Source organism: Mariniphaga sediminis, assembly GCF_003573545.1.
GTDB classification, from domain to species: domain Bacteria; phylum Bacteroidota; class Bacteroidia; order Bacteroidales; family Prolixibacteraceae; genus Mariniphaga; species Mariniphaga sediminis.
Map to the genome: position 1 here is coordinate 48,051 of NZ_QWET01000013.1, position 23,561 is coordinate 71,611.

Consider the following 23,561-nt stretch of genomic DNA (forward strand, 5'->3'; position numbering starts at 1 on the left):
TTGTTTCCTGGCTTGCAAAAACAATATGTTACCAGGCGTAAATTGTACTGCCCGGAATTGAAGTAAAACTAATATTGTCATCAGCCAGGTTTTCGCGTTTATCGTTGACAACCGAAATCCCATGCTGTCCGCTGTAACCGACAACTGAATTAAGGATCGTCAGTTTACCTTCGGGACTATTGTCGACCACAATGTTGGCCGAAAAGCTGTTGTCAACAGTTTTGCCACCGTGTAACACCTGGACATGATCGAAATAGTTTTTGGTATTCAAACTGGAAAAGGTAATCCCGTGCCATGAACCGGGCACCTCATCAACAGCCTTAAAGACAATGTTTTTAGCATCATTTCCTATGGCGTACAGGTAGCCCTGCCTGTTGTTGGCATCTTCGACCACAATTCGCGAACCGGGCTCCATTTCCAGGACGACCCCTTCGTTCAGCTTCAAGCCAGACCAAACAACCAGGTCGTTGCTTAATCCGCGGACATGATAACTGAAATCTGTCTGGCGGAAGCCTTTCCAAATGGTTTCCTGATCGTTGGCAATGGGAAAGTTCCCGTCAATCCGGACCTGACTTTTTCCATTGTTTACAAAATGGCTCCATTCGTCAATCACAGCAACATTTTGGGTTGAAACAGCCAGCGGATATCCCTGGTGTTCACGCACAACGTTCGAACTAAAACTTAACAAGGTAGCTCCGTCCGATGTTGCCTCTATGCCATCCCCAGCTCCCAAACCAAGCGAAGTGTTGTCAATGGCTGCCTTGCCGTTAACACCCAGATGGATCGTTGCCGGCTGGTCACCTGCCAGCGGTGTACTGCCTGCATACCGGATATTGACATACTGAAACTTGCTGGGATTATTGCCACTGTTTTCAATAAAAATACCTTTCCAATAGCCAGGGGTTTCTCCCAGGCCTGAAATAACAATGGGATTGGCGTCACGACTAACTGCTGTGATTGAACCGCCGGAAAGCGCAGCAATCCTTTCGTTTTCGTTGACATAGATGCGGGCCTGTTCAGCAATTTTCAGCCGGGTGCCGTGGGTCACTTCCAGCCCGCTGAGCAGTGTGTAATTATATGACCCCCATTCGATGGTAGCTCCGTTGTTCAGATCAGCAGTCAACACGGCAATCCCGGCATTCCAAAACTGACAATCGGGTGCGATCTTGCCAACTTCCGAAGCGGGAAGGGCAATAACGAAATTGTCTTCTTCATTCCCCATCATGTAGTTGGATGAAAAACCGGCCAGTTCGCTCCCCGGCGCAGCAAAAAGTCCCATCCCGGCATTCTTGGTGAACGACGAGTGGCTGATGCTGATCTTGCTTCCACTGTCAAGGTACATGCCGGCCGAAAAAGCATTTTGATCCGGGTTTGCACCAGCGCACGAAAGTGAAGTGTAATTCATCTTGTTGTCGACATCAGCCGACTGCAAAAGCAAACCGCCCCAAAATCCGATGGTTTCGGTTTCACCCGTCAGGTAGATCCGGTCTCCTTCAGCCTCGCCTCCCTCCGATACGAACGAGCCGGTTGATGAGATCATCAAACCAGTATTTTCAGCAAAAGCGACTTTCACACCAGGTTTGATCGTTAGGCGGGCATCAACATTGATCACGTTTGTCACCAGATAATCGACTTTGGTCCAGTCTTCAGTAAAAATATCTTCCAGAACCAGATCCACGACAATATCTTCCGATATCTCCACCATTTGGGGACCGCTTGCTTCCGAAACGGCAATTTTTACTTCATCTTTTGCAGTCCATTGATCTTTGCTGATGATGAGCTCAATCAAAAATACACCAGCTTTATCGGCAACAAAACCGGGAGTTGCGCTGCTTCCATCGTCGAGCGATGCCGCACTTCCGGCAGGTTTACTTTTGATACTCCATGAATAGTTGAATGTTCCGCCTTCAGCATCTGTTGAGGCGCTGCCATCCAGGACAACGGCAGAGCCGGTTGTAGTTTGTTTGTCCTCGCCGGCATTGGCAGTTAACGGATTAACCGCCGGGATCGAATCGTCTTCTTCGTCACACGAGAAGATGACCAGGGATGACACGATTAGGATCATCCAGATCAGGTATTGTTTTTTCATTTTTATACTAATTTTTGAATTGGTTAATTGTATTTGTTTCTCATATATTGGGTTTGCGACCCGTCTGGAGCAGTTAGTGTCAGCACTTCAAACGCTTGTCCGGCGTTGTTACTGGTTGACGACAAAGCATAAGAGAGGCTGAAGCTGTTTTGATCTTCACTCCGGTCGAAATTATTCCCCGGATTGCATACACTGTGGTATTTCATCTGGTGGGTTGCTGTTGAAAAGATCAGCGAGTCACCCTCGCTTTTGACTTCTCCTTTCAGATACCGGGCAGTGTATATCTGGCATCCGCCCGTGCTTGTGCTGGCAACAACTGCCCAGATGAAGCTACCGTCCTGCCTAAGTTGAATCCCAAAGCCAGGAACCGGGTCCATCGACCACGGATCATAACTTCCTCTGAACCAAACATGGGTTTGCGGATTATAGAGTAGCGAATCAAACTCATGCGCCATAGACAGGCTCCAGCTTTCTAGCCAGTTTCCGGCAAGATGGCCTGGCAGCTTGCTTTCCGGTTCCGGCGGATCAACGCCAGGCTCAATCTCCCGGCAACTTAAAAGAACACAGCCCAGAAGCACAAACATCAAGGCTGGTTTGAAATTGTTGTTCTCTGTTTTCATAACATTGTAAATTAAATTCATAGATGGCTATTAAAATTCAATAATGGCGCAAAGTAAGGGGGAATTCGGGCTTATTAACTTGATTCAAATCAAGATCGGATCAAGGCGCGAATGAAAAGCATATAAAGGAAATGCCAGAGATTTTTCAAGAGCCTGATTTCAACAATAATGATGGACAGATTTGCTTGGCTATTGGTGCGGCATCTGCTTGGTCGTATGGTCCGCTGATTCGTGTCTGAAAAGACAATCCTTTAAAGATATAATTGAAAACTATATATTTCTAACTCCGCAGAAGTAGTAAAAAAGGAAATGAAGCTTGGGGTTCTCTAGTCTTCATTCTCTTGATCCATCTTGCTTTCATACTTGCCCATCCGCTTCCGAATTTCTCTAATCAACTCTTTGTCCTTATCCTAGTGAAAAATATCTTCCAATTTGGAAAGCTCCTCAGCGTTAATCCCACCGACCATTTTGATGTACCGGTACTTGAGATCATTATCGCTCACGCGCGTTAGTTCATTTCTTTGATAAATATTCCCGATTAGCGAAACAGTAAATAAGAGGAAAAGGAAGACGAAAGCCATGATCACATTCCTTGATTTTAGTTTAAGCTGGCGCTTGTGGCGGGCGATTCGCTCGTTTTCCTGGTCTTTTAAAGTTGAAAGAACGCTTTCAAACCCTGAACGAATTTGATCTTCTGACTCTTGAACAGATACTGAGAGCTGGTTAAGTTTTTGATCCAAGACCGATAAATTACGGGATGTTTGCAGGAAAGCCTTTTCAATGGCAATCTTTTCGCTTGTAAGGTCTGCTTTGGTGGCAGCATCTTCCAGCTTTTGGTGCTGAGCGTTGATTTTCTGGTCAATGGTCTTCAGTAGGGTGTTGACCTCTTCAAACAGGACCGCCTCTCGCTACGAAAAGGGAGAGTAATTCAGGTTACTTTCCCTTTTTTAATTTGCTTTTTTCTGACCACAAACCAATTTGCAGCATAACTCAGACTTCCCCTGAAAGCCAGAAAAACTGACATTCGTCATTTTTTTTCTATATTTGAACTCGCCAAAAAAAAACTATTCAAAGATTGGAACTTTTGCTGATTTTTATTGTTAATTTTTGTGAGATTTTTAGGTAAGGTAAAATTCATAAAAAAAAATATATAAACATGTTTGATGCGGACTTAATTAAAAAAGTTTATGAGCAAATGCCCAATCGGGTAGAAAAAGCCAAAAAAAAATTGAAACGACCCCTTACATACGCGGAAAAGATTTTATATGCCCATCTGTTTGAGACTCAAACACTGGAGACATTTGGACGTGGGAAAGACTATGTTGATTTTGCCCCGGACCGTGTTGCCATGCAGGATGCCACCGCCCAGATGGCGCTGCTTCAGTTTATGAATTCGGGAAAGGAGACTACATCAGTTCCATCCACGGTACATTGCGACCACCTGATTCAGGCGCATATTGATGGTAAAACAGACCTCAGCACCTCATTCAATGTAAACAGGGAAGTGTTTGATTTTTTAGAATCAGTTTCGAATAAATATGGTATCGGATTCTGGAAACCCGGCGCCGGAATTATTCACCAGGTTGTACTGGAGAATTATGCTTTTCCCGGAGGAATGATGATTGGTACCGACTCGCACACTCCGAATGCCGGAGGATTGGGAATGATAGCCATTGGTGTGGGTGGAGCCGATGCAGTAGATGTAATGGCCGGGATGCCCTGGGAACTGAAAATGCCCAAGCTGATTGGAGTTAAACTTACCGGAAAGCTGAATGGCTGGACCGCCCCAAAAGATATTATACTGAAAGTGGCCGGTATTCTCACAGTAAAAGGAGGTACAGGAGCCATTGTAGAGTACTTTGGTGAAGGAGCTGAATCACTTTCGGCCACCGGAAAAGGTACCATATGTAATATGGGAGCCGAGGTGGGAGCCACCACCAGTATTTTTGCTTATGACGACAGCATGGAACGTTACCTGCAAGCTACCGGCAGGGCGGAAGTAGCTGAAATGGCCAAAGAATTGAAAGATGTTCTTTCTCCCGACCCGGAAGTTTATGAAAACCCTGAAAAATATTATGACCAGTTAATAGAGATTAATCTCTCTGAACTGGAACCACATATTAACGGACCATTTACCCCCGACCTGGCAACCCCGGTTTCTGAAATGAAAAAAGTAGCAGAAAAGAACGGCTGGCCTCTTGATGTTTCGGTAGGACTCATCGGAAGTTGTACAAATTCATCTTACGAAGATATTTCACGTGCATCGTCTATTGCCAAACAGGCAGTTGACAAAGGATTGAAAGTTAAATCAGAGTTTACCATTACTCCCGGGTCCGAACAAGTGCGTTATACCATCGAACGCGACGGATATATCAATACTTTTGAACAAATGGGTGGTAAAGTATTTGCCAATGCCTGTGGTCCGTGTATCGGACAATGGGCGCGGCCTGGTGCCGAAAAAAACGAGAAGAACACCATTGTACATTCATTCAACCGGAACTTCTCAAAAAGAAACGATGGCAATCCAAATACCCATGCGTTTGTAACGTCGCCTGAGCTGGTTACTGCCCTGGCAATTTCCGGAAGGCTTGATTTTAACCCGATAGAAGATACGCTTGTTAACGATAAAGGAGAAAAAGTAAAACTTGATCCCCCAACGGGTTTTGAATTACCTGTAAACGGGTTTGAAGTAAAAGATGCCGGTTATCAGGCTCCGGCCAAAGACGGGTCCCAGGTTAATGTTTCGGTTGAGCCTGACTCAAAAAGGTTACAATTGCTTGAGCCTTTTGCCGCATGGAACGGTAAAAATATAAGTGGGGCCAAACTGCTCATCAAAGCTCTTGGGAAATGTACTACCGACCACATTTCGATGGCCGGACCATGGCTTCGTTTCCGGGGACACTTAGACAATATTTCGAATAATCTGCTCATAGGTGCTGTAAACGCTTTCAATAATGAAAGCAATAAAGTAAAAAACCAACTTACAGGGGAATATGGTGAAGTGCCTGCGGTTCAGCGCGACTATAAGGCGAACAATATTCCCACAGTCATTGTGGGCGATCATAATTATGGAGAAGGTTCTTCCCGCGAGCATGCTGCAATGGAGCCCCGGCATCTTGGTGTGAAGGCTGTGATTGTAAAATCATTTGCGCGCATTCATGAAACAAACCTGAAAAAGCAGGGAATGCTTGGGCTTACCTTCGCCAATGAAGCGGATTATGATCTGATTCAGGAAAATGACACATTCAATTTTGTTGACTTAGAGTCATTTGCTCCGGAAAAACAACTTACAGTTGAAGTCGTTCATGCAGATGGTTCCAAAGATGCCATCAAATTGAACCACACATATAATGCGCAGCAAATTGAATGGTTTAAGGCCGGATCAGCCCTGAATCTGATTAGAAAACAAAATATTTGAATACAGCCGGGATTTCATTCCGGCAAAATGACAATCCCGAATTTTTATTTACAAAAATTACAGGACTGACCTTTTTATATAGAGTCGAACTGTACCTGATTCTTACCTCCCTTAATTGACAGGCAAAGACGGGCGTAGCTCAACAAAGAATTATAATATGTAAAAAATAAAAAATAGTTTCATGCAAAAAATCAAAGTTCAAAATCCTGTGGTAGAACTCGACGGAGACGAGATGACCCGGGTAATCTGGGATTTTATTAAACAAAAGCTGATCTTACCTTACCTTGATATCGAATTAAAATATTTCGATTTGGGTATGGAGCACCGGGATGCAACGGACGATCAGGTTACGGTTGACGCCGCACACGCCATACAAAAATACGGTGTGGGTGTAAAATGCGCCACCATTACCCCCGACGAAGTGCGCCTGGAAGAATTCGGGTTGAAACACATGTGGAAATCACCCAATGGTACTATCCGTAATATTTTGGGAGGAACGGTTTTTCGTGAACCCATTCTCATCAAAAATATTCCCCGTTTAGTGCCGGGCTGGAAGCAACCGATTTGTATCGGGAGGCATGCTTTTGGAGACCAGTATCGTGCTACAGACTTTGTGACCAAAGGCAAAGGTAAACTGACCATCACATACACTCCTGACGATGGCAGCGAACCTATTTCACACGAAGTGTATCATTTTGAAGGAGATGGCGTGGCAATGGCGATGTACAATACCGACGAGTCTATCCGCGGTTTTGCACGTTCCTGCATGAACCAGGCCATTCTAAAAAAATGGCCGCTTTACATGTCGACAAAAAATACGATTCTGAAAAAATATGATGGCCGTTTTAAAGATATTTTCCAGGAAATTTACGAGAACGAATACAAAGACAAGTTTGAAGAAGTTGGGATTACTTACGAACACCGTCTGATTGATGACATGGTGGCCGCTGCATTGAAATGGGAAGGGGGCTTTGTGTGGGCCTGCAAAAACTACGACGGAGATGTGCAGAGCGACACCGTAGCACAGGGTTTCGGTTCGTTGGGACTGATGACTTCAACGCTGGTTACTCCTGACGGCAAAACGATGGAAGCCGAAGCGGCTCACGGAACCGTTACGCGCCACTTCCGACAGCACCAAAAGGGAAATCCCACATCAACCAACCCCATTGCCTCCATTTTTGCGTGGACACGTGGCCTCGAATTCAGGGGGAAACTAGATGAAAATGAAGATCTCATCAATTTTGCCAATACACTGGAACAAGTGTGTATAGAAACCGTAGAATCTGGAAAAATGACAAAGGATCTGGCGCTTATCATTCATGGTAAAGGTCTGAAAGAAGAACATTACCTTACCACTCAGGGATTCCTGGAAGCATTGGATCAAAATCTGCAAAAGAAACTCGGCGTATGAAACGATCATGCATAAATATATTTACGCAAAAGCATGGTTATGATTTTTATGAAAATTCCCTGCCTTCCTACATGGGCGGGCAGGCATCTGTTACCATTAAAAAAGAACAATTGTAAACAGATGAAAAATGGATAAAATAAAAAACATAAACGGAAAGCTACAGGTACCCGACAATCCGGTCATTCCATTCATTGAAGGAGACGGTATTGGGCGGGATATTACCGGCCCTTCCCAAAAGGTAGTTGATGCCGCAGTGGTGAAAGCTTACGGAAAAAGCCGTAAAATTACCTGGAAAGAAGTTCTGGCTGGTGACAAAGCCTTTCGAAAAACCGGGAATTACCTTCCGGATGAAACGATCAATGCTTTTAAAGAATATCTCGTGGGAATAAAAGGGCCGTTGCAAACGCCCGTAGGTGAAGGAATCCGCTCACTTAATGTAGCACTGCGACAATCCCTCGACCTGTTCGTATGTCTCCGTCCGGTACGCTGGTTTAAAGGAGTCCCCTCGCCTATCCGGTATCCGTCGCTGGTGGACATGCATATTTTCCGCGAAAACACGGAAGATATTTATGCAGGAATAGAATACATGGCCGGCGAGTTGGATGCTCAGAAACTGTGTGATTTCCTTGTAAAAGAAATGGGGGTAGACAAAATCCGATTCCCCGAATCTTCATCTTTTGGTATTAAACCAGTGTCAAAAGAAGGTTCTGAAAGGTTAATCCGGGCTGCCATTAAATATGCAATCCAAAGAGGATTGCCTTCTGTTACGCTGGTGCACAAGGGAAACATCATGAAATTTACAGAAGGAGCTTTCAAAAACTGGGGATACGACCTGGCCGAAAGTGATTTTGCTGAAAAAACCTTCACATGGAGGCAATTCGAAAAAATAAAAACGGAAAAAGGCCGTCTTGATGCAGAAAGCGCTCTGGAGAACGCGCAAAAAGAAGGAAAGGTTATTATAAAAGATGTTATAACCGATGCCTTTTTGCAGGAATCGCTTTTAAAGCCTTATGATCATTCGGTAATTGCCACGATGAACCTGAACGGTGACTACATTTCCGATCAGTTGGCAGCAATGGTTGGCGGCATAGGAATCTCGCCCGGAGCCAATATCAACTTCATGAATGGCTACGCAATTTTCGAAGCAACCCATGGTACAGCTCCGGATATTGCAGGTTCCGGAAAAGCAAACCCCAGTTCGCTTATCCTTTCCGCCGTAATGATGCTCGAATATATGGGATGGTACGAAGCAGCTGAGCACGTTTACGATGCTATGGAGCACGTGTTTGCCAAACGTAAAGTTACATCTGACCTTTATGCGCAGATGGAGGGAGCCAGACTGCTCACCACTTCAGCTTTTGCAGATGAGATAATTAAAAACATTCATTGATAAAAAACTAAAAAACATAAAGAAATGGAATACATTAAGTACCGGTTTTTTCAAAAAGCAAGTAAATGCTCCAAAGAATTTCAGCGGATAAAAAATGAACACGCTGATAAAGTCATAGCAAAGGTTACTTTGGGACAGGTGTTTTCAGGAATGAAAGGCATCCCGTTATTGGTAACCGACACTTCGAAACTAGACCCCAACGAAGGCATTCGGTTTAAAGGATACTCTATCCCGGAGCTGCGGGAGAAGCTGCCTAAAATTTCTCCGGAAGGAGAACCTTTACCAGAAGGTCTTTTTTATTTAATGCTGATTGGGGAGATTCCCACGCAGGATGATGTGAATAACCTGTCGAAAGATTTTGCCACCCGGGCGCATGTACCGCAGCATGTTTTCGACGTTATTGATGCCATGCCAAAAAATTCGCGGCCGATGACACAATTCAGTGCTGCCATTTTATCGTTGGCTACTGAATCCATCTTCCAAAAGGCTTACCGTGCAGGAGTAAACAAAAAATATTTCTGGGATTCGACGTACGAAGATGTAATGAACCTGATTGCCCGGTTACCGCATATTGCAGCATACATTTACAGGCGCAATTTTTACAATGAACAACATATTGAGCCCAACCCACGTCTCGACTGGGCCGGAAACCTGGCACACATGATGGGATTCGACTCCGAAGACATCCGCCGGTTATTTCGTCTTTACATGGTAATTCATGCTGACCACGAAGGAGGAAATGTTTCTGCACATACCGCCCACCTCGTAGGTTCGGCATTAAGTAATCCTTACTATGCTTACGCCGCTGCGATGACTGGTCTGGCCGGACCGTTACATGGCTTTGCCAACCAGGATGTTATTCACTGGATGTTCCAGATGATTGAAGACCTTGATACGGATACGCCTACCGACGAACAGGTAGCAGCCTATATTAAACAAACACTGGAAGAAGGCCGTGTGATACCGGGATACGGGCATGCCGTACTGCGCAAAACCGACCCGCGGTTTACAGCCCAGCAGGAATTCGCCGATAAATACATTAAAGACGATTTCATGATAAATCTTGTGAATCAGTTGTACCGCGTAGTACCACCCATTCTTTCGAGCATCGGCAAAATTAAAAACCCGTGGCCGAACGTGGATGCTTTCAGTGGTTCGCTGCTTTATCACTACGGAATTAAGGAATATACTTTCTACACTGTTTTATTTGGAGTTTCAAGGGCATTGGGTGTACTTGCGTCGCTTGTAAATGACCGTGTTTACGGAATGCCTATTGAGCGGCCTACCTCTCACCCACTCCAATGGTTTCGTGACCAGGTAGATAAAGAAAATGAAGGAACTGAAAAAAAATGCTGATGAATATATACCGTACTTAATTTATTAGCCTGTTGGCGGAATTATCTTTCAATACATTGAAATACATCTGACTTTGGCTGCGGAGATCAAAATCAGAATTTCAAGTAAAAAGAAATAATTCCGCCAACTCATTTAACTCCTTCTGTAAATATATCCTTCCTCCAAATTTGGAACATACCCCAAAATGCATTTCATCTAACATCAAAGATTAAACGCACCCTACAAAAAAATAATACAAGTGATTGTTTAATCTTAATCATCATTTGGAATTCATTTTCTTCTCTCTATCAATCATTTATCGATATCAAACCACTGGTTTTCCCTATAAATTAGCAGCCCGATAATATAAGAATCAAATCGCATTTTAACCAAAAGGTTAAACTTTTCAGTTAAAATGTTTGGCCAATAATTTTATTTACCATACTTTTGACCGCATGGTTAAATCGAATGGTTAAAATTTAATTTTCCACATCTTCCTGAGAGAAAGAATAAAATGAAGCACTAAATAATTTATTGGATAATGACTGAAATAAAGAAAGACAATACCGAGGAAAAAATTTTGAATGCCGCAAAAAAGGTTTTCACACACAAAGGAATGGATGGTGCACGGATGCAGGAAATTGCAAACGAAGCTGGGATCAACAAAGCGCTGCTTCACTACTATTTCCGGACAAAGGAAAAGTTGTTCGAAGCTATTTTCAGAAAAGTATTTCGCCAGGTTTTTCCCAACATCAACACATTGATAAACTCCGATCTTCCCTTCGAAGAAAAACTGGGGACTTTCATCGACAAATACATCGAACTGCTGATAAAAAATCCATTTCTACCTTCCTTCATTTTAAAAGAAATTCATCGCGATCCTGAATTCCTGGCTTCGGTAATAAAAAGTTCGGGGGTAAAACCACAGGAAATTTTCGGCATGTTTGAGAGGGAAATAGAAGCAGGCAAAATCCGCAAAGCCAACCCAAAAGATTTATTAATCAACATGCTTGCCCTGAGTATTTTCCCGGTTGCGGCCAAACCTCTCATGAAAATAATGTTTTTTGAAAATGACAATAAAGCCTACAACGATTTTCTTCTCGAAAGAAAAAAAACAGTGAAAGAATTCATTCTAAATTCAATTCTGATAAAATGAAAACAGTACTGCTGCTAATTTTACTTTTGAATGTCACAACCATTTTTGCCCAGCCTGCGGTTTCTCTTGATGACTGCTATACCTGGGCGCGTGAGAATTACCCCAACCTGAAACAGGTGGAAATTTGGCAGGAAATAACATCCCTAAAAATGGAAAACATTCAGACCAATTACCTGCCGCAGGTAATGCTAAATGGGCAGGCCACCTATCAGTCTGATGTTACCAAAGTGGACATTTCCATGCCGGGGATTTCAATTCCGTCGGTTTCAAATGATCAATATAAAGCATACGCCGAGCTGAAACAAAGTATTTGGGATGGCGGTATTACGGCAGCAAGCGCCAAAATGGAAGAGGCTGTTTTGCAAAGCACTCTCTGCCAGGTGGAGGTAGAATTGTATAAATTAAATGAACAGGTTTCCCAGGCTTTTTTTACCGCGCTTGCCATGGATAAACAAAAAGAGGTTTTAGCCGCCCAGAAAAAAGTATTGCTGGAAAAACTAAAAGCCGTTCAGTCGGGTGTCGAAAACCAGATGCTGGAAAAAACGTCTGTACTGGTACTGGAGGCAGAAATACTGAACCTGGAACAAAATGAACTGCAGTTGGAAGCGGGGAAAAGAACAGCCATCCAAATGCTCTCTATTCTGACCGGAATAACCATTGACAAAAGCACAGAATTAAAATATAATACAACACAAATAAACGCACAGAGTCAACTTTCGCGTCCTGAACTGGAGCTTTTTGAAGCTCAAAAAACAACATTGGAAAAGCAAAACGACTTACTGACCAAAAGTCGTAATCCAAAGATATTTGGCTTTGGGCAGGCAGGCTACGGACGCCCCGGTTTAAACATGTTAAATGAAAACTTTGACGCCTACTATGTGGTTGGGCTTGGGGTTTCATGGAATGCTTTCGACTGGAAAAAAACCAGCCGGCAAAAACAGGTACTCCGGCTGCAATCGGAAATGATTTCAAAACAGGAAGAAACATTCAATCAAAATATAAGCCTGTTGCTGGCACAACAAAACGAACAAATTGGAAAACTGGAAGAACTATTGAAAACAGATTCAAGAATGGTAACCCTACGTACTGAAATTGCCCAATCATCCGCCTCAAAGCTTGAAAACGAAACCATTACAACAACAGACTACATTCAGGATGTGCAGGCAGAAACCATTGCGAAACTCAATGCCGAACTACACCGGATTCAACTGAATGAAGCAAAAGAGAAATACAACCTCATTAAAGGAAAAGGTGTGCAGTAGGCAGTTTAAACGGACAGTCCATGTATTCAGAAAACAAAAAAACAAGAAACTATGAGAAAAAATTTATTTGTCGCAGCGCTGGCAGTTTTATTTTTTAGCTGTAATAACAACGATGAAAAATCGGATGCTTATGGAAATTTTGAAGCCGATCCGGTCATCGTTTCTTCCGAATCGTCGGGAAAAATCCTTCAGCTAAATATTGAAAAGGGGGGGAAAGTCGATGCAGGCTTTGTGGCGTTGATAACAGACACAGTTCAATGGAACCTGAAACTGAAGCAGATTGAAGCACAAAAAGCGGCAATTGTTGCCAAACGTCAGGCCATTCAGTCGCAGGTTGTGGTTTTCGAGGAACAGATAAAAAACCTGAGAACCAATGAAAAAAGAATAGCCCGAATGGTAAAGGATCAGGCGGCAACCCAAAAACAACTGGACGACATTACCGGGCAAATCAATGTTATTGAAAAACAGATTGAAAGTACCAAAACACAATTTACATCTGTGAACAGGGAACTGGATGTGCTGGAAACCCAAAAAGAAACCACTGAAGACTTACTGAGACGCTGTACGATAAAATCTCCCGCGAACGGAACTATTCTGGAAACATATATTGAACAGGGTGAACTGGCAACACCCGGTAAACCGCTCTTCAAAATGGCAAATCTGGAGGAACTGATACTCAAAGTTTACGTAAGCGGGGCACAACTTCCCCACATTAAAATCGGGCAGCAGGTGGACGTTCTTATCGACAAAACGGCCACTGAGAACCAGACACTCCGGGGAAAGGTAACCTGGATTTCGCCGGAAGCGGAGTTTACGCCCAAAATCATTCAAACAAAGGAAGAACGGGTAAAACTTGTGTATGCAGTGAAAGTAGCGGTTAAAAACGACGGCACACTGAAAATCGGAATGCCGGGTGAGATTAGCTGGTAGCAAGCCTACAGTATTTAGTAGACAGTATTCAGTAAACGGTAATCAGTGTATAGGTTGACAGTAACTTAATGGCAAAAGTATCACGATGGTTTTTAGAGATCTACATATCAACAAGAAAGGATTTCAATGGAGAATTATAACATCTCAGAAATACTCTCCCCTGAACCAAATCAAACGCTCATTGTATTCAACTTGCAGCAAAATAAATCACTAAATGATAGAAATTAGTCAAATATCAAAATCCTACGAGGATGTTCAGGCGCTAAAGGAAATCACACTTCAAGTAAATGAAGGGGAACTGTTTGGACTGATTGGCCCTGACGGGGCAGGAAAAACCACGCTGATGCGGATTCTGATGACCCTGCTCCTTCCGGACACTGGTGAGGCTAAAATGAACGGATTTGATGTGATAAAGGATTTCAAAAAGATAAGGCATATTGTGGGTTACATGCCCGGACGGTTTTCATTATACCAGGATTTGAGCGTGGAGGAAAACCTGAACTTCTTCGCCACAGTTTTCGGAACTACAGTAGAAAAAAACTACGACCTCATCCGCGACATTTATTACCAGATTGAACCGTTCAAAACGCGGCGTGCCGGGAAACTTTCAGGCGGGATGAAGCAAAAACTGGCGTTGTCTTGTGCACTCATTCACAAACCTAAAATCCTGGTGCTTGATGAGCCAACCACGGGTGTAGATGCAGTTTCAAGAAAAGAATTCTGGGAGATGCTGAAAAAACTGCAAAAAAAAGAAATTACCATCCTGGTTTCAACACCTTACATGGACGAAGCCACCCTTTGCGACCGGGTGGCCCTGATTCAGAAAGGGAAAATACTGGACGTGGATTCGCCCCGGCGGATTACCGAAAAATTCCCGCGAAAAATCATCCGGGCCCGTTCCGACGAAATGTACCGGTTAATTAATGATTTGCGGGCATTTAAAAAGGCAGAGTCTGTATTTGCATTCGGGCAGTATGCCCACTTCACAGGTATTGAGGATAATGTGGAAACGACAGAACTGGATATTTACCTCGAAAAACTAAATCACAAAAATGTATTGGTGGAAGAGATTCCGCCTGGAATTGAGGATGTGTTCATGAGTATGCAGGAGCAGGCAGTGAGCAGTGAGTAAGAAGAGTTGACAAAATAAAACGTAAAGACAAATTAATATGGATTATAGAGATTTGCATGTATACAGGAAAGCATTCAGCCTTGTAATGGAAGTTTATGAGATTTCAAAAAAATTTCTGAAAGAGGAAACATATTCACTCACGGGCCTGATGCGGAGATCGTCGTGGCCAACCTGTAGCAATGTGCAGAAGCGTATCGAAAGCGGAATTATCCAAAGTACTTTGCCATGCAAGCTGATACATTTTATGATTTTGAATCCGGAAAAATTCGGTAGCAGCAAGATTCTGTAAACTGATCACTGACTCATCATGGAAACTATTATTGCAGTAAAAAACCTGGTTAAAAAATTCGGAAACTTCATGGCCAACGACCACCTCACGTTTGATGTGCATAAAGGTGAAATTTTTGGGTTCCTTGGGGCAAATGGCGCCGGCAAAACAACGGCTATCCGCATTTTATGCGGACTCTCCTCTCCCACTTCGGGCGACGTGAATGTAGCTGGATTTGATATTTACCGAGAGACGGAAAAAATCAAAAAAAACATCGGGTATATGAGCCAGAAATTTTCATTGTATGAAGATTTGACCGTTTCGGAAAACATTCAGCTTTATGCAGGAATTTATGGGATTTCAGCAAAAAAAAGAAAAGAAAAAGAAGCCGAACTGCTGAAAAAACTGGGAATGGGAGAAGCCCGCGGAAAACTAATTGCAGGACTTCCATTGGGATGGAAACAGAAACTGGCTTTTTCGGTAGCTATTTTTCATGATCCCAAAATCGTATTTCTTGATGAACCCACCGGCGGTGTTGACCCTGTAACACGCCGAAAGTTTTGGGACCTCATTTACGAAGCAGCCAACAATGGTATTACGGTATTTGTAACGACCCATTATATGGACGAAGCCGAATACTGCGACCGCGTTTCGATTATGGATGCCGGAAAAATAGAAGCGCTTGATACCCCGGCAAAGCTGAAAGAAAAGTACCAGGCCAGCAATATGGACGAAGTGTTTTTACAAATAGCAAGATAGCTGCTAGTAACAAGTAGTGAGTAGTGAGTAGGAAAGATTCAGAAGTAAGATTCATCTCAAATAGCTGAAATGTTAAACTTAAATCAAGTATCATGAACAAATTTAAAGAATTAAAAGTATGGCAAAAAGCAATTCAACTTGTAACAAAGATTTATTCTCGCACATCAAATTTTCCAAAAGAAGAAATGTATGGAATTGTTTCACAAATCAGAAGATGTGCTGTTTCTATTCCTTCAAATATTGCAGAAGGTGCGGGTAGAGGAGGCAAAAAGGAATTTTCTCATTTTCTGGACATTGCCAGAGGATCTTCATTTGAATTGGAAACACAATTAATCATTTCTAAAGAACTTGGATTTTTAAATCAATTCAATTTTGACAACTTATATTCAGAACTGGATGAAATTCAAAAAATGATAACCGGATTGCAAAAAAGTATGATCTAACTACTAACGACTAATGACTCAGTTACTCTCTTTTATAAAAAAAGAATTCTTCCACATTTTTCGCGACCCGCGAACCATGCTGATTTTGTTCGGGATTCCCATTGCCCAGCTACTGATTTTCGGGACAGTGATAAAAAGTGAAATCCGGGACGTACACATTGCCATATACGACCAGTCGAAAGATGTTACAACACAGGAAATTACCAATAAACTGCTGTCGTCAGGATATTTTATACTTGATAAAAACCTGGAAAACACCAATGATATCGATGCGATTTTCAGAAAAGGGAAGGTAAAGGAAGTGGTCGTGTTTGGAAGTAATTTCAGCGAAAAACTAACCAAAGAAGGCAAAGCAGATGTGCAACTCATTGCAGACGCATCCGATCCAAATACCGCCCGGCTGGTGGTTTCATACACCAGCGGAATTATCAACGACTATGTAAAAAAGATGCACCCCAACCTGGAAATGCCCTTGCAAATTCAATCTGAAGTTCGCATGTACTTTAACGAAGAAATGAAAAGCGCCTATATGTTTGTGCCGGGGGTAATGGCGCTTATTTTAATGCTCATTTCCGCCATGATGACTTCCATTTCCATCACCCGGGAAAAAGAACTCGGAACCATGGAAATACTGCTGGTATCACCCCTCAAACCGGGACAAATTATTATCGGCAAAGTACTGCCTTATCTGCTGCTGTCTATCGCCAATGCTTTTGTAATTGTTCTTATCGGCAATCTTGTTTTTGGTGTACCCATTTCCGGTAGTTTTATCCTGCTGATGCTGGAAACCATTCTGTTTATTATGATGGCCCTCTGCCTGGGAATTCTCATTTCCACCGCTGCTAAAAACCAAATGACAGCCATGTTTATTTCGATGGTTGGACTGATGCTCCCCACTATCATTTTATCCGGATTCATTTTTCCTATTAAAAATATGCCGGAAGTTTTACAGTGGCTCAGCCACATTATGCCGGCCAGGTACTTTATCACCATCGTCCGCGGTATTATGCTCAAAGGTGTGGGAATTCTTTTTGTGTGGAAGGAGACCCTGATTCTGATTGGAATGACTCTATTTTTCATTGTGTTGAGTGTGAAAAAGTTTAAGATAAGATTGGAGTAGCCAATAGCTGTAAGTAATAAAATAAAATTGTGAAGAATTTAGCATTAAAGAATAGTCTCAAGCGACAAACGTCTGGTAAAAATAACTTGAAATAAAAGCGGGAAGCATTCGTCTATGAAAACGATAATATACATACTTCAAAAAGAATTCCGGCAGATATTCCGGAACAAAACCATGTTGCCTATGATTTTTGCGGTGCCATTGATACAAATGCTGGTCCTGGTTTTTGCTGCCACATTCGACATGAAAAAAATCGACATGGTGGTGGTTGACAAAGACCTGTCCGAAACATCACGGGAGCTGATTGCCAAATTCGATGCCATTCCGTTCTATCACCTCGCCTTTGCGGTACCCGATGAAACTCTTGGTGAAGAAATGCTTTTAAGCGACGACGCTGATGCTATTCTGGTAATTCCTGCCAACATGGAACGCAGCCTCATCCGCGATGACAAAGCCCGGTTGCAACTGCTGGTAAATGCTATCGATGGAAACACCGCACAACTGATTTATGCTTACTCATCGCGAATTATTGGTCACTTTAACAGAAACCTGGTGGCCGAATGGAAAGGGATTCCTGAATTTACACCGCCCACAGAAATAAAAATGGCAGAAAGCTACTGGTACAACACCGAACTCGACTATAAATGGTACATGGCCCCTGGCATTCTGGCTATTCTGGTTACCATCATCGGAATGTTTATGTCGGGAATGAACCTAGTACGCGAAAAAGAAATTGGCACCATCGAGCAGCTTAACGTTACGCCGGTAAAAAAATACCAGTTTATCATCGGTAAGCTGGTTCCGTTTTGGGTAATTGCCCTTTTTGACCTCGCTTTCGGACTGTTTATTGCCTGGCTGGTGTTTGATCTCCCCATCGTTGGTAGTCTGTGGTTGCTTTTCGGAATGGCTGGTGTTTATCTCGTAGGGGTTCTTGGACTGGGACTATTCATTTCTACCATTACTGATACCCAGCAGCAGGTAATGTTTGTAAGTTTCTTTTTTATGATTGTGTTTATTTTGATGGGCGGCATTTTTACACCGGTGGAAAGTATGCCGCACTGGGCACAAACGGCAAACTTGGTCAACCCTATTTCCTACTTCATGAGAATCATGCGGAATATCATTCTCAAAGGCTCAGGATTTATCGATTTAATGGAAGAATTTCTCTCGCTGACCGCTCTGGGAATTACCTTCCTGAGCCTGGCCATTTGGCGCTACCGGAAAACCACATAACAAGTGTTTCATTTTTCACAATACAGGAGAAACTACGAGTCACTTTTAAAATCCGGTGGACTTTTGATATTTTTAAAGTGCATTGAAATGGCGGCTCAATGGCCTTTTTTCATCGAAACCGGCATTAAGATAAAACCTTAGTGAGACCGGGAAGCTCCGAAGACATGAGGAGATCACCCGGCCGAAGTTAGGTTTTATGAAGATGAAGATCCCCGGTAGGGAAAATAGATCTATTCATGTAAATCAAGAATTGAACCCACTTCGGGGTTCTTTTCATACCCAATTCATTACCATGGGTTTTACCCGTGGCTATTATTGTTTAATCCCTTTCGGGATAAAGAAATGTCCGAAGGACATAAATAAAAATAGCCCCGTGCGAAGCTCGGGGAAGGCAATGCGGGGTAAAGACGCAACCCCGGAGTGGGTTGAATTTTTGATAATCAGCGAATGTCAACTTTTGATTCGTATTATTCCTTCATATTCTTATCCCACTAACATTTTTAATATGTTCTGACTTTAGAAATCAAATAGGAGTGTTAGAAATGTCACGTTCATTCTGTGGGAAGTGAAATACAGGATACAATATTCCGCTAAAAAAACTATTCAACATTGAATATCATTGATTTTCAACCCCCGGATTCTCTTGTATCATTTTAAGCGCTTCGTCAATATATATTTCACCGGTAAATTCACCCAACGAGGTGCGACTGATGTAGTTGTATCGTTCGAAACTGTTAAAATCTTCCTTCACAAGAATATAACCAAAGGCATCGTTGGTGAGGCCAAACAAAAAGGGCTGGCTGGTTTTCATATTCCGTTTCAGGTAAAAACCAATATTGGGTAACGCTTCACCGGGAATGGTAAGTACCTGCGCTTTCCCAATATTTAACAGGTTGAGCCGGGTAGAAATCTTGCTGAAGTCCCCGGTTGGAGCAGATTCTTTTAAAAGCAGGGAATTTTGCAATGCCCACTGCATGGCCTCCGATTCAACGGGAAATTCAATTCTTTTCGATGCGCAGAATAATTCGGGATTCTCCTGTATCCCCGCTGGGTTGATAATATCCAACGCTTCGTCGGCCAGCAGGTACCCGATACGGATGCACTCTTCCCAGTCGTTGGCTTCTTCTCCGTTTTCACGGCGATTATCAGCTGTGACCATCCCGCCCTGTGCGCTGTTCATAAAAATGGCCACCCCGCCTGCTTTCGATTCAATCCGCTCGTACAGAGGCCCGCACAAATCGGGACTAACAAGTTTACGTTTGGTCCCCAGTATTTCGGGGTGGGTAGCATAGTTTACCAGTGTAGCAATGGTTTTTCCTTTGTTATTTCCGGATGCTGAAATACACTGAATAACCCCGCAGCGCGGATCATATAACCGGGGAGCATAGTAGTTATACGCAATTTTACCTTTCGCTTCGCCTACCGCGGTTTTCAATACTGCCGGTTCCAGGTTTGCAATGGCTTCATTTACGGCATCTGCCATCTGACTGGCGCACCAGTCCAAATATTCCAAATCAGCACCAGTATTTCCTTTTTCATCGGTAAAGGCATATGCATCAGGAGCGCTGTGCGTATGAGTAGCCCCAATCAGAATATTTTCAGGCAGAATCCCCTTTATTAATTTCCGGGAACGATCGCCCAGCACTGCCGGCCAGCCCAGGTTGTCGATACTCACAATGGCAACTCTCGTTTCGCCTTTTTCCAATACCAATGCCCGGACAAAAAGGTCACCCTTTTTCCCGACAGGCATTTCTGGAACGCCCATACCACCTGAAATAGGGAGCAGTTCGTGCGGTGTAACTACCCGTTTGGCAGCACCGGCTTTAAAAACCTGGGCATGCAGGGCAGATACCGAAACAAAACCGGCTATAATAATTGCTATTAAAATTTTCATTTCCTGTAGATTAAATCAATAAATATAAATCGGGTTGGTATAAAGCCAGGGAGTAAGTGTACCGTTCACATCTACGTGTATCTCCATACGATACGCACCTCTCTCCAGTGGTTTATTCCAGGTATATTCATATGTTTCTGCGGAAGTATCCACTGTTTCCCCGTTTCGCAGCAGTCTGAACCGGCCGGGCAAGGGAGAGATTGCATGCAACGAAGCAGCCTGATTTATGGATACAGAATCGCCCAAAATTCCGCTGGTTTCATTCCCTGTGTTTTTCGACCAGTACAGAAAACCTTTGGCATCGCCAAGACTTTTGAAAGCGGCATAAAGGTGTCCGCGTTTTATGTTCGAAGAGATGGAAGAAACAGACAGAGTATCAGCTAACACATAATTGGTAATGTACCCAAAACCTTCGTTATACGTGTCAATCATAAACCGGAAAACCCAGCCGTTCTCATCCGGTTCGTGGAAAAGCCAGCTATTCCAGAAATTAACACTGACCGTATCGAACGGGTTAGCATTGGGGCCCACCCATTGGATGAATCCATTATCCATTTTCCGGGCGCGGATATTCATATTTTCATGCGTATCAACTGCAGAGTAGCCGAAAATCTTTCGGTGGTTATTGAGTGAATCCCAGCGTGCCAGAATGGTTTTCTGTTCATCAAATACCTCCCGCAAAGCCCAGTGCCGGTATCTTTTTCCGTTTACCAAAAAGTTGGCAATGTGAGGCAGCCACTTTTCATCTTTTACATCGGTATGAAAATTATATATCTCCATGCCCTGGTAAAAAGGATTGCCCCAATTATGTGCCTCCTCCGTATGAACGTAAACTACCATTCCGCCGGAAGAAACCACCTGTTTTATCAGGGTATCTTTATCCGTTCCCCAGTTAATAACGGCAGAGTCCAGTGGCCATACGCCCAGTTCCTTTTTTTCGCTGCCCGGTTCAATAAGCACACCATCGAACATCCCACTGTAACCGCGCGGAAAAGTATCAAGATTGCCGTGCGGATGGTCAGTCAGAAAGATAAATTCGATGCCGTTGTTTTTTGCAGCAGGAATAAGATCGTGGAGCGTTCCTTCGCTGTCATGCGACCAAAAGCTGTGAGCATGTAAGATGCCCCGGTAAGTATTAAGTTCGGTCATTCGGGGCGGTTCTTTCCGGAGTTTATTGAAGGCAGCTACCTTCTTTTCCAGCCCGGGATAAGTTACCAGATTACGCCAGATTGGAGGAATAAAAAGAACGATGAAAATAATTAGCAACATCCCAAAAAACAGGAATACAAAATATTTCACCCCTTTAAAAAAAGAACGGAGCACTTTCATTATAACATGATTATTCTTTTATGAAAAGTCAAAAGCAACAGAGGCAAAAAAAATGAAGCAGGCAGTATTATTTGCCTGCTTCATCTAAGTGGTTACATCTTATTTAGTAAGGTTTTCCCGTACCCTGTAATAACCACATTTTCGACCAGGCACTATTGTTGCTCGGGTCATTCCCTTTGTATTGAGTAGGTTCCAGCCGGGAAATAGCTTCTTCAGCATTTACTGTATTTTTAGCTATTTCATCTGCATAATGATAGTAGAAACGAAGTGGCAGCGCCTCTCTCCTGGCTGATTCTCCTGTTTGCAATTCCGGCAAACCCGTTCTCCGCCAGTCAAACCAGGACTCAGCCGCAGCTGTCCAGCTTGCTATCCACTTTTGTTCAATAATACTTTCCAGCCCCGAATAGGGAGCGCCAGCAATATACCCATCGAATGCATCGCCAAGGCCCCAGGCATTAAATGATTCCTGAATTCCAGAAGCATAATGCTCATCAGGACTTCCAGAAATCCAACCATACAAGGCCGCCTCTGAAAGAATAAAATGAACTTCGGCAGCTGACATAAGCCGCATCAGCAATAAATCTCCGTTGGTTTCTTTATACATGTCATTTAACTGCGAACAATGCGGATTATAGACGGCCTGATCGAGATTGGGATTTAGATTGTACTGAGGAGCCGCATAAATTGATGGAGGTATTCCTACATATTCCGTGTCGAAGTCAACACCAACCCCCCATGCTTCGGTATAATCATCAATAATATCCTGTGAAACCTCCCGGATACCATTTACAATCCTGTCAATTTCTTCTCCCTCAACTTTTTGAAGCGGAATCTCAATTTTATTGGCATAAACACCCAGACGTGGGTCGTTTAGTTCCTGCATGGCTTCTACCAATGTAGCGCACATTTTTACGCGAAAATAGGCTCCTCTGGGGTCTGTATCATAAACGGTATTTGTAGGCCAGGAGTCAGAAGGTGATGACCCGATATAGTCTATTGTTGCATCATCAGATGCACTCGTAATTACCGGGTATGTACCGGGATCTGAGGCGATTTTACTAATTCCTTCCTGGGCAATGCCAGATTCTTTTTCCGAAAGCCGCATGTAATAACGCAAAGCCAGGGAATTAGCCAGTTTTCTCCATTTTGATGCACTGCCGCTATATATTAAATCCTGTGTCGGGACAATATTCATATAAGCTTCCTCCCCTTTTGACAGAAGGGTGTTGGCATTTTCCAAATCAGCCAGAATTCCAAGATATATATCCTTTTGCGGATCAAATACAGGTTTAAAATATCCTTCACCCTCTTCAGCTTTCAAGGCTTCGGTGTAAGGTGCATCACCCCACAAATCGGCTATTAATCCAAAAGTATAAGCTTTCATGACCAAAGCAACTCCCTGGTGAAATTCATACTCTCCCTCAATTGCTTTCTTATGGAACTCATCAATATTTCTTAGAATTCCGTAGTATCCCGACCAGCTTTTACTACCAATACCCCAGTCATAATCATTATGCCCACCTGACCAACCGTCTTTCTGGGTATGCTGCATTACACCGGCAATATCGCCAACTCCCAGGCCGACAACCTGCTGGCCAATTCCTACAACAAAAGTGGGCATTAAAAGGTTAAGATCGGCAATGGCCGGATCTGCTCCGTTTGGATTGATATTCAGTTCATCGAGATCCTTGCAGGAGAAAAAAGAAGCAAGGATTATAGTCAATGCAACTACGAAACTGTTTTTTATTTTATTCATGATAATAAATTTTAGC

The 23,561-nt window shown here is 43.2% G+C and carries 19 protein-coding genes; 13 read left to right on the forward strand and 6 right to left on the reverse strand.

What is annotated here, in order from left to right; translation table 11 throughout:
- Nucleotides 1–28: 28 nt before the first annotated feature.
- From D1164_RS16135 to D1164_RS16145, 3 genes are all read right to left on the reverse strand, one after another.
- The gene (locus D1164_RS16135; RefSeq protein WP_119350924.1) at nt 29–2,089 is read right to left on the reverse strand and encodes a PKD domain-containing protein; all 2,061 of its coding nucleotides are present in this window, start codon (nt 2,087–2,089) and stop codon (nt 29–31) included.
- A gap of 23 nt (nt 2,090–2,112) precedes the next feature.
- Complete coding sequence (locus D1164_RS16140; RefSeq protein ID WP_147372204.1) at nt 2,113–2,709, reverse strand: hypothetical protein; 597 nt, start codon at nt 2,707–2,709, stop codon at nt 2,113–2,115.
- Nucleotides 2,710–3,119: 410 nt separating this feature from the next.
- Nucleotides 3,120–3,449, reverse strand: a complete 330-nt coding sequence (locus tag D1164_RS16145) for a hypothetical protein (protein WP_119350926.1) — start codon at nt 3,447–3,449, stop codon at nt 3,120–3,122.
- 455 nt (nt 3,450–3,904) lie between these two features.
- On the opposite strand from D1164_RS16145, the gene D1164_RS16150 reads away from it, so the two are divergent.
- The 13 genes from D1164_RS16150 (at nt 3,905) to D1164_RS16210 (ending at nt 18,566) form a co-directional block, all read left to right on the forward strand.
- The gene (locus D1164_RS16150) at nt 3,905–6,127 is read left to right on the forward strand and encodes an aconitate hydratase (protein WP_262707168.1); all 2,223 of its coding nucleotides are present in this window, start codon (nt 3,905–3,907) and stop codon (nt 6,125–6,127) included.
- Between the two features lie 181 nt (nt 6,128–6,308).
- The gene (locus tag D1164_RS16155; RefSeq protein WP_119350928.1) at nt 6,309–7,538 is read left to right on the forward strand and encodes an NADP-dependent isocitrate dehydrogenase; all 1,230 of its coding nucleotides are present in this window, start codon (nt 6,309–6,311) and stop codon (nt 7,536–7,538) included.
- Between the two features lie 127 nt (nt 7,539–7,665).
- Nucleotides 7,666–8,928 carry an NADP-dependent isocitrate dehydrogenase gene (gene icd, locus D1164_RS16160; RefSeq protein WP_119350929.1) on the forward strand — a complete coding sequence of 421 codons (1,263 nt, stop codon included), beginning with the start codon at nt 7,666–7,668 and terminating at the stop codon, nt 8,926–8,928.
- Between the two features lie 24 nt (nt 8,929–8,952).
- The gene (locus D1164_RS16165) at nt 8,953–10,284 is read left to right on the forward strand and encodes a citrate (Si)-synthase (protein WP_119350930.1); all 1,332 of its coding nucleotides are present in this window, start codon (nt 8,953–8,955) and stop codon (nt 10,282–10,284) included.
- Between the two features lie 520 nt (nt 10,285–10,804).
- Nucleotides 10,805–11,419 carry a TetR/AcrR family transcriptional regulator gene (locus D1164_RS16170; protein ID WP_119350931.1) on the forward strand — a complete coding sequence of 205 codons (615 nt, stop codon included), beginning with the start codon at nt 10,805–10,807 and terminating at the stop codon, nt 11,417–11,419.
- Entirely contained in the window at nt 11,416–12,681 is a 1,266-nt protein-coding gene (locus tag D1164_RS16175; RefSeq protein ID WP_119350932.1) for a TolC family protein, read from the forward strand. The genes D1164_RS16170 and D1164_RS16175 overlap by 4 nt, the downstream gene beginning before the upstream one ends.
- Before the next feature lie 51 nt (nt 12,682–12,732).
- Nucleotides 12,733–13,611 carry an HlyD family secretion protein gene (locus tag D1164_RS16180; RefSeq protein ID WP_119350933.1) on the forward strand — a complete coding sequence of 293 codons (879 nt, stop codon included), beginning with the start codon at nt 12,733–12,735 and terminating at the stop codon, nt 13,609–13,611.
- Nucleotides 13,612–13,825: 214 nt separating this feature from the next.
- A complete protein-coding gene (locus D1164_RS16185) occupies nt 13,826–14,743 on the forward strand; it encodes an ABC transporter ATP-binding protein (protein WP_119350934.1) in 918 nt (305 codons plus the stop codon).
- Between the two features lie 37 nt (nt 14,744–14,780).
- Nucleotides 14,781–15,032 (forward strand): four helix bundle protein, encoded by a 252-nt coding sequence (locus D1164_RS16190; protein ID WP_206611036.1) that lies wholly within the window; start codon nt 14,781–14,783, stop codon nt 15,030–15,032.
- Between the two features lie 18 nt (nt 15,033–15,050).
- On the forward strand, nt 15,051–15,770 hold the full coding sequence (locus D1164_RS16195) for an ABC transporter ATP-binding protein (protein WP_119350935.1): 720 nt from the start codon (nt 15,051–15,053) through the stop codon (nt 15,768–15,770).
- Between the two features lie 92 nt (nt 15,771–15,862).
- Nucleotides 15,863–16,213, forward strand: coding sequence for a four helix bundle protein (locus D1164_RS16200; RefSeq protein ID WP_119350936.1), 351 nt, complete (start codon nt 15,863–15,865; stop codon nt 16,211–16,213).
- Nucleotides 16,214–16,226: 13 nt separating this feature from the next.
- Nucleotides 16,227–17,333, forward strand: a complete 1,107-nt coding sequence (locus D1164_RS16205) for an ABC transporter permease (protein WP_119350937.1) — start codon at nt 16,227–16,229, stop codon at nt 17,331–17,333.
- Between the two features lie 114 nt (nt 17,334–17,447).
- The gene (locus D1164_RS16210) at nt 17,448–18,566 is read left to right on the forward strand and encodes an ABC transporter permease (protein ID WP_119350938.1); all 1,119 of its coding nucleotides are present in this window, start codon (nt 17,448–17,450) and stop codon (nt 18,564–18,566) included.
- A gap of 616 nt (nt 18,567–19,182) precedes the next feature.
- Here the strand turns inward: D1164_RS16210 and D1164_RS16220 are convergent.
- The 3 genes from D1164_RS16220 to D1164_RS16230 form a co-directional block, all read right to left on the reverse strand.
- Entirely contained in the window at nt 19,183–20,460 is a 1,278-nt protein-coding gene (locus tag D1164_RS16220) for a hypothetical protein (protein ID WP_119350940.1), read from the reverse strand.
- Nucleotides 20,461–20,475: 15 nt separating this feature from the next.
- On the reverse strand, nt 20,476–21,789 hold the full coding sequence (locus D1164_RS16225; protein WP_119350941.1) for a CehA/McbA family metallohydrolase domain-containing protein: 1,314 nt from the start codon (nt 21,787–21,789) through the stop codon (nt 20,476–20,478).
- A 103-nt stretch (nt 21,790–21,892) separates the two neighbouring features.
- Nucleotides 21,893–23,545 (reverse strand): SusD/RagB family nutrient-binding outer membrane lipoprotein, encoded by a 1,653-nt coding sequence (locus D1164_RS16230; protein WP_119350942.1) that lies wholly within the window; start codon nt 23,543–23,545, stop codon nt 21,893–21,895.
- Nucleotides 23,546–23,561 lie beyond the last annotated feature (16 nt).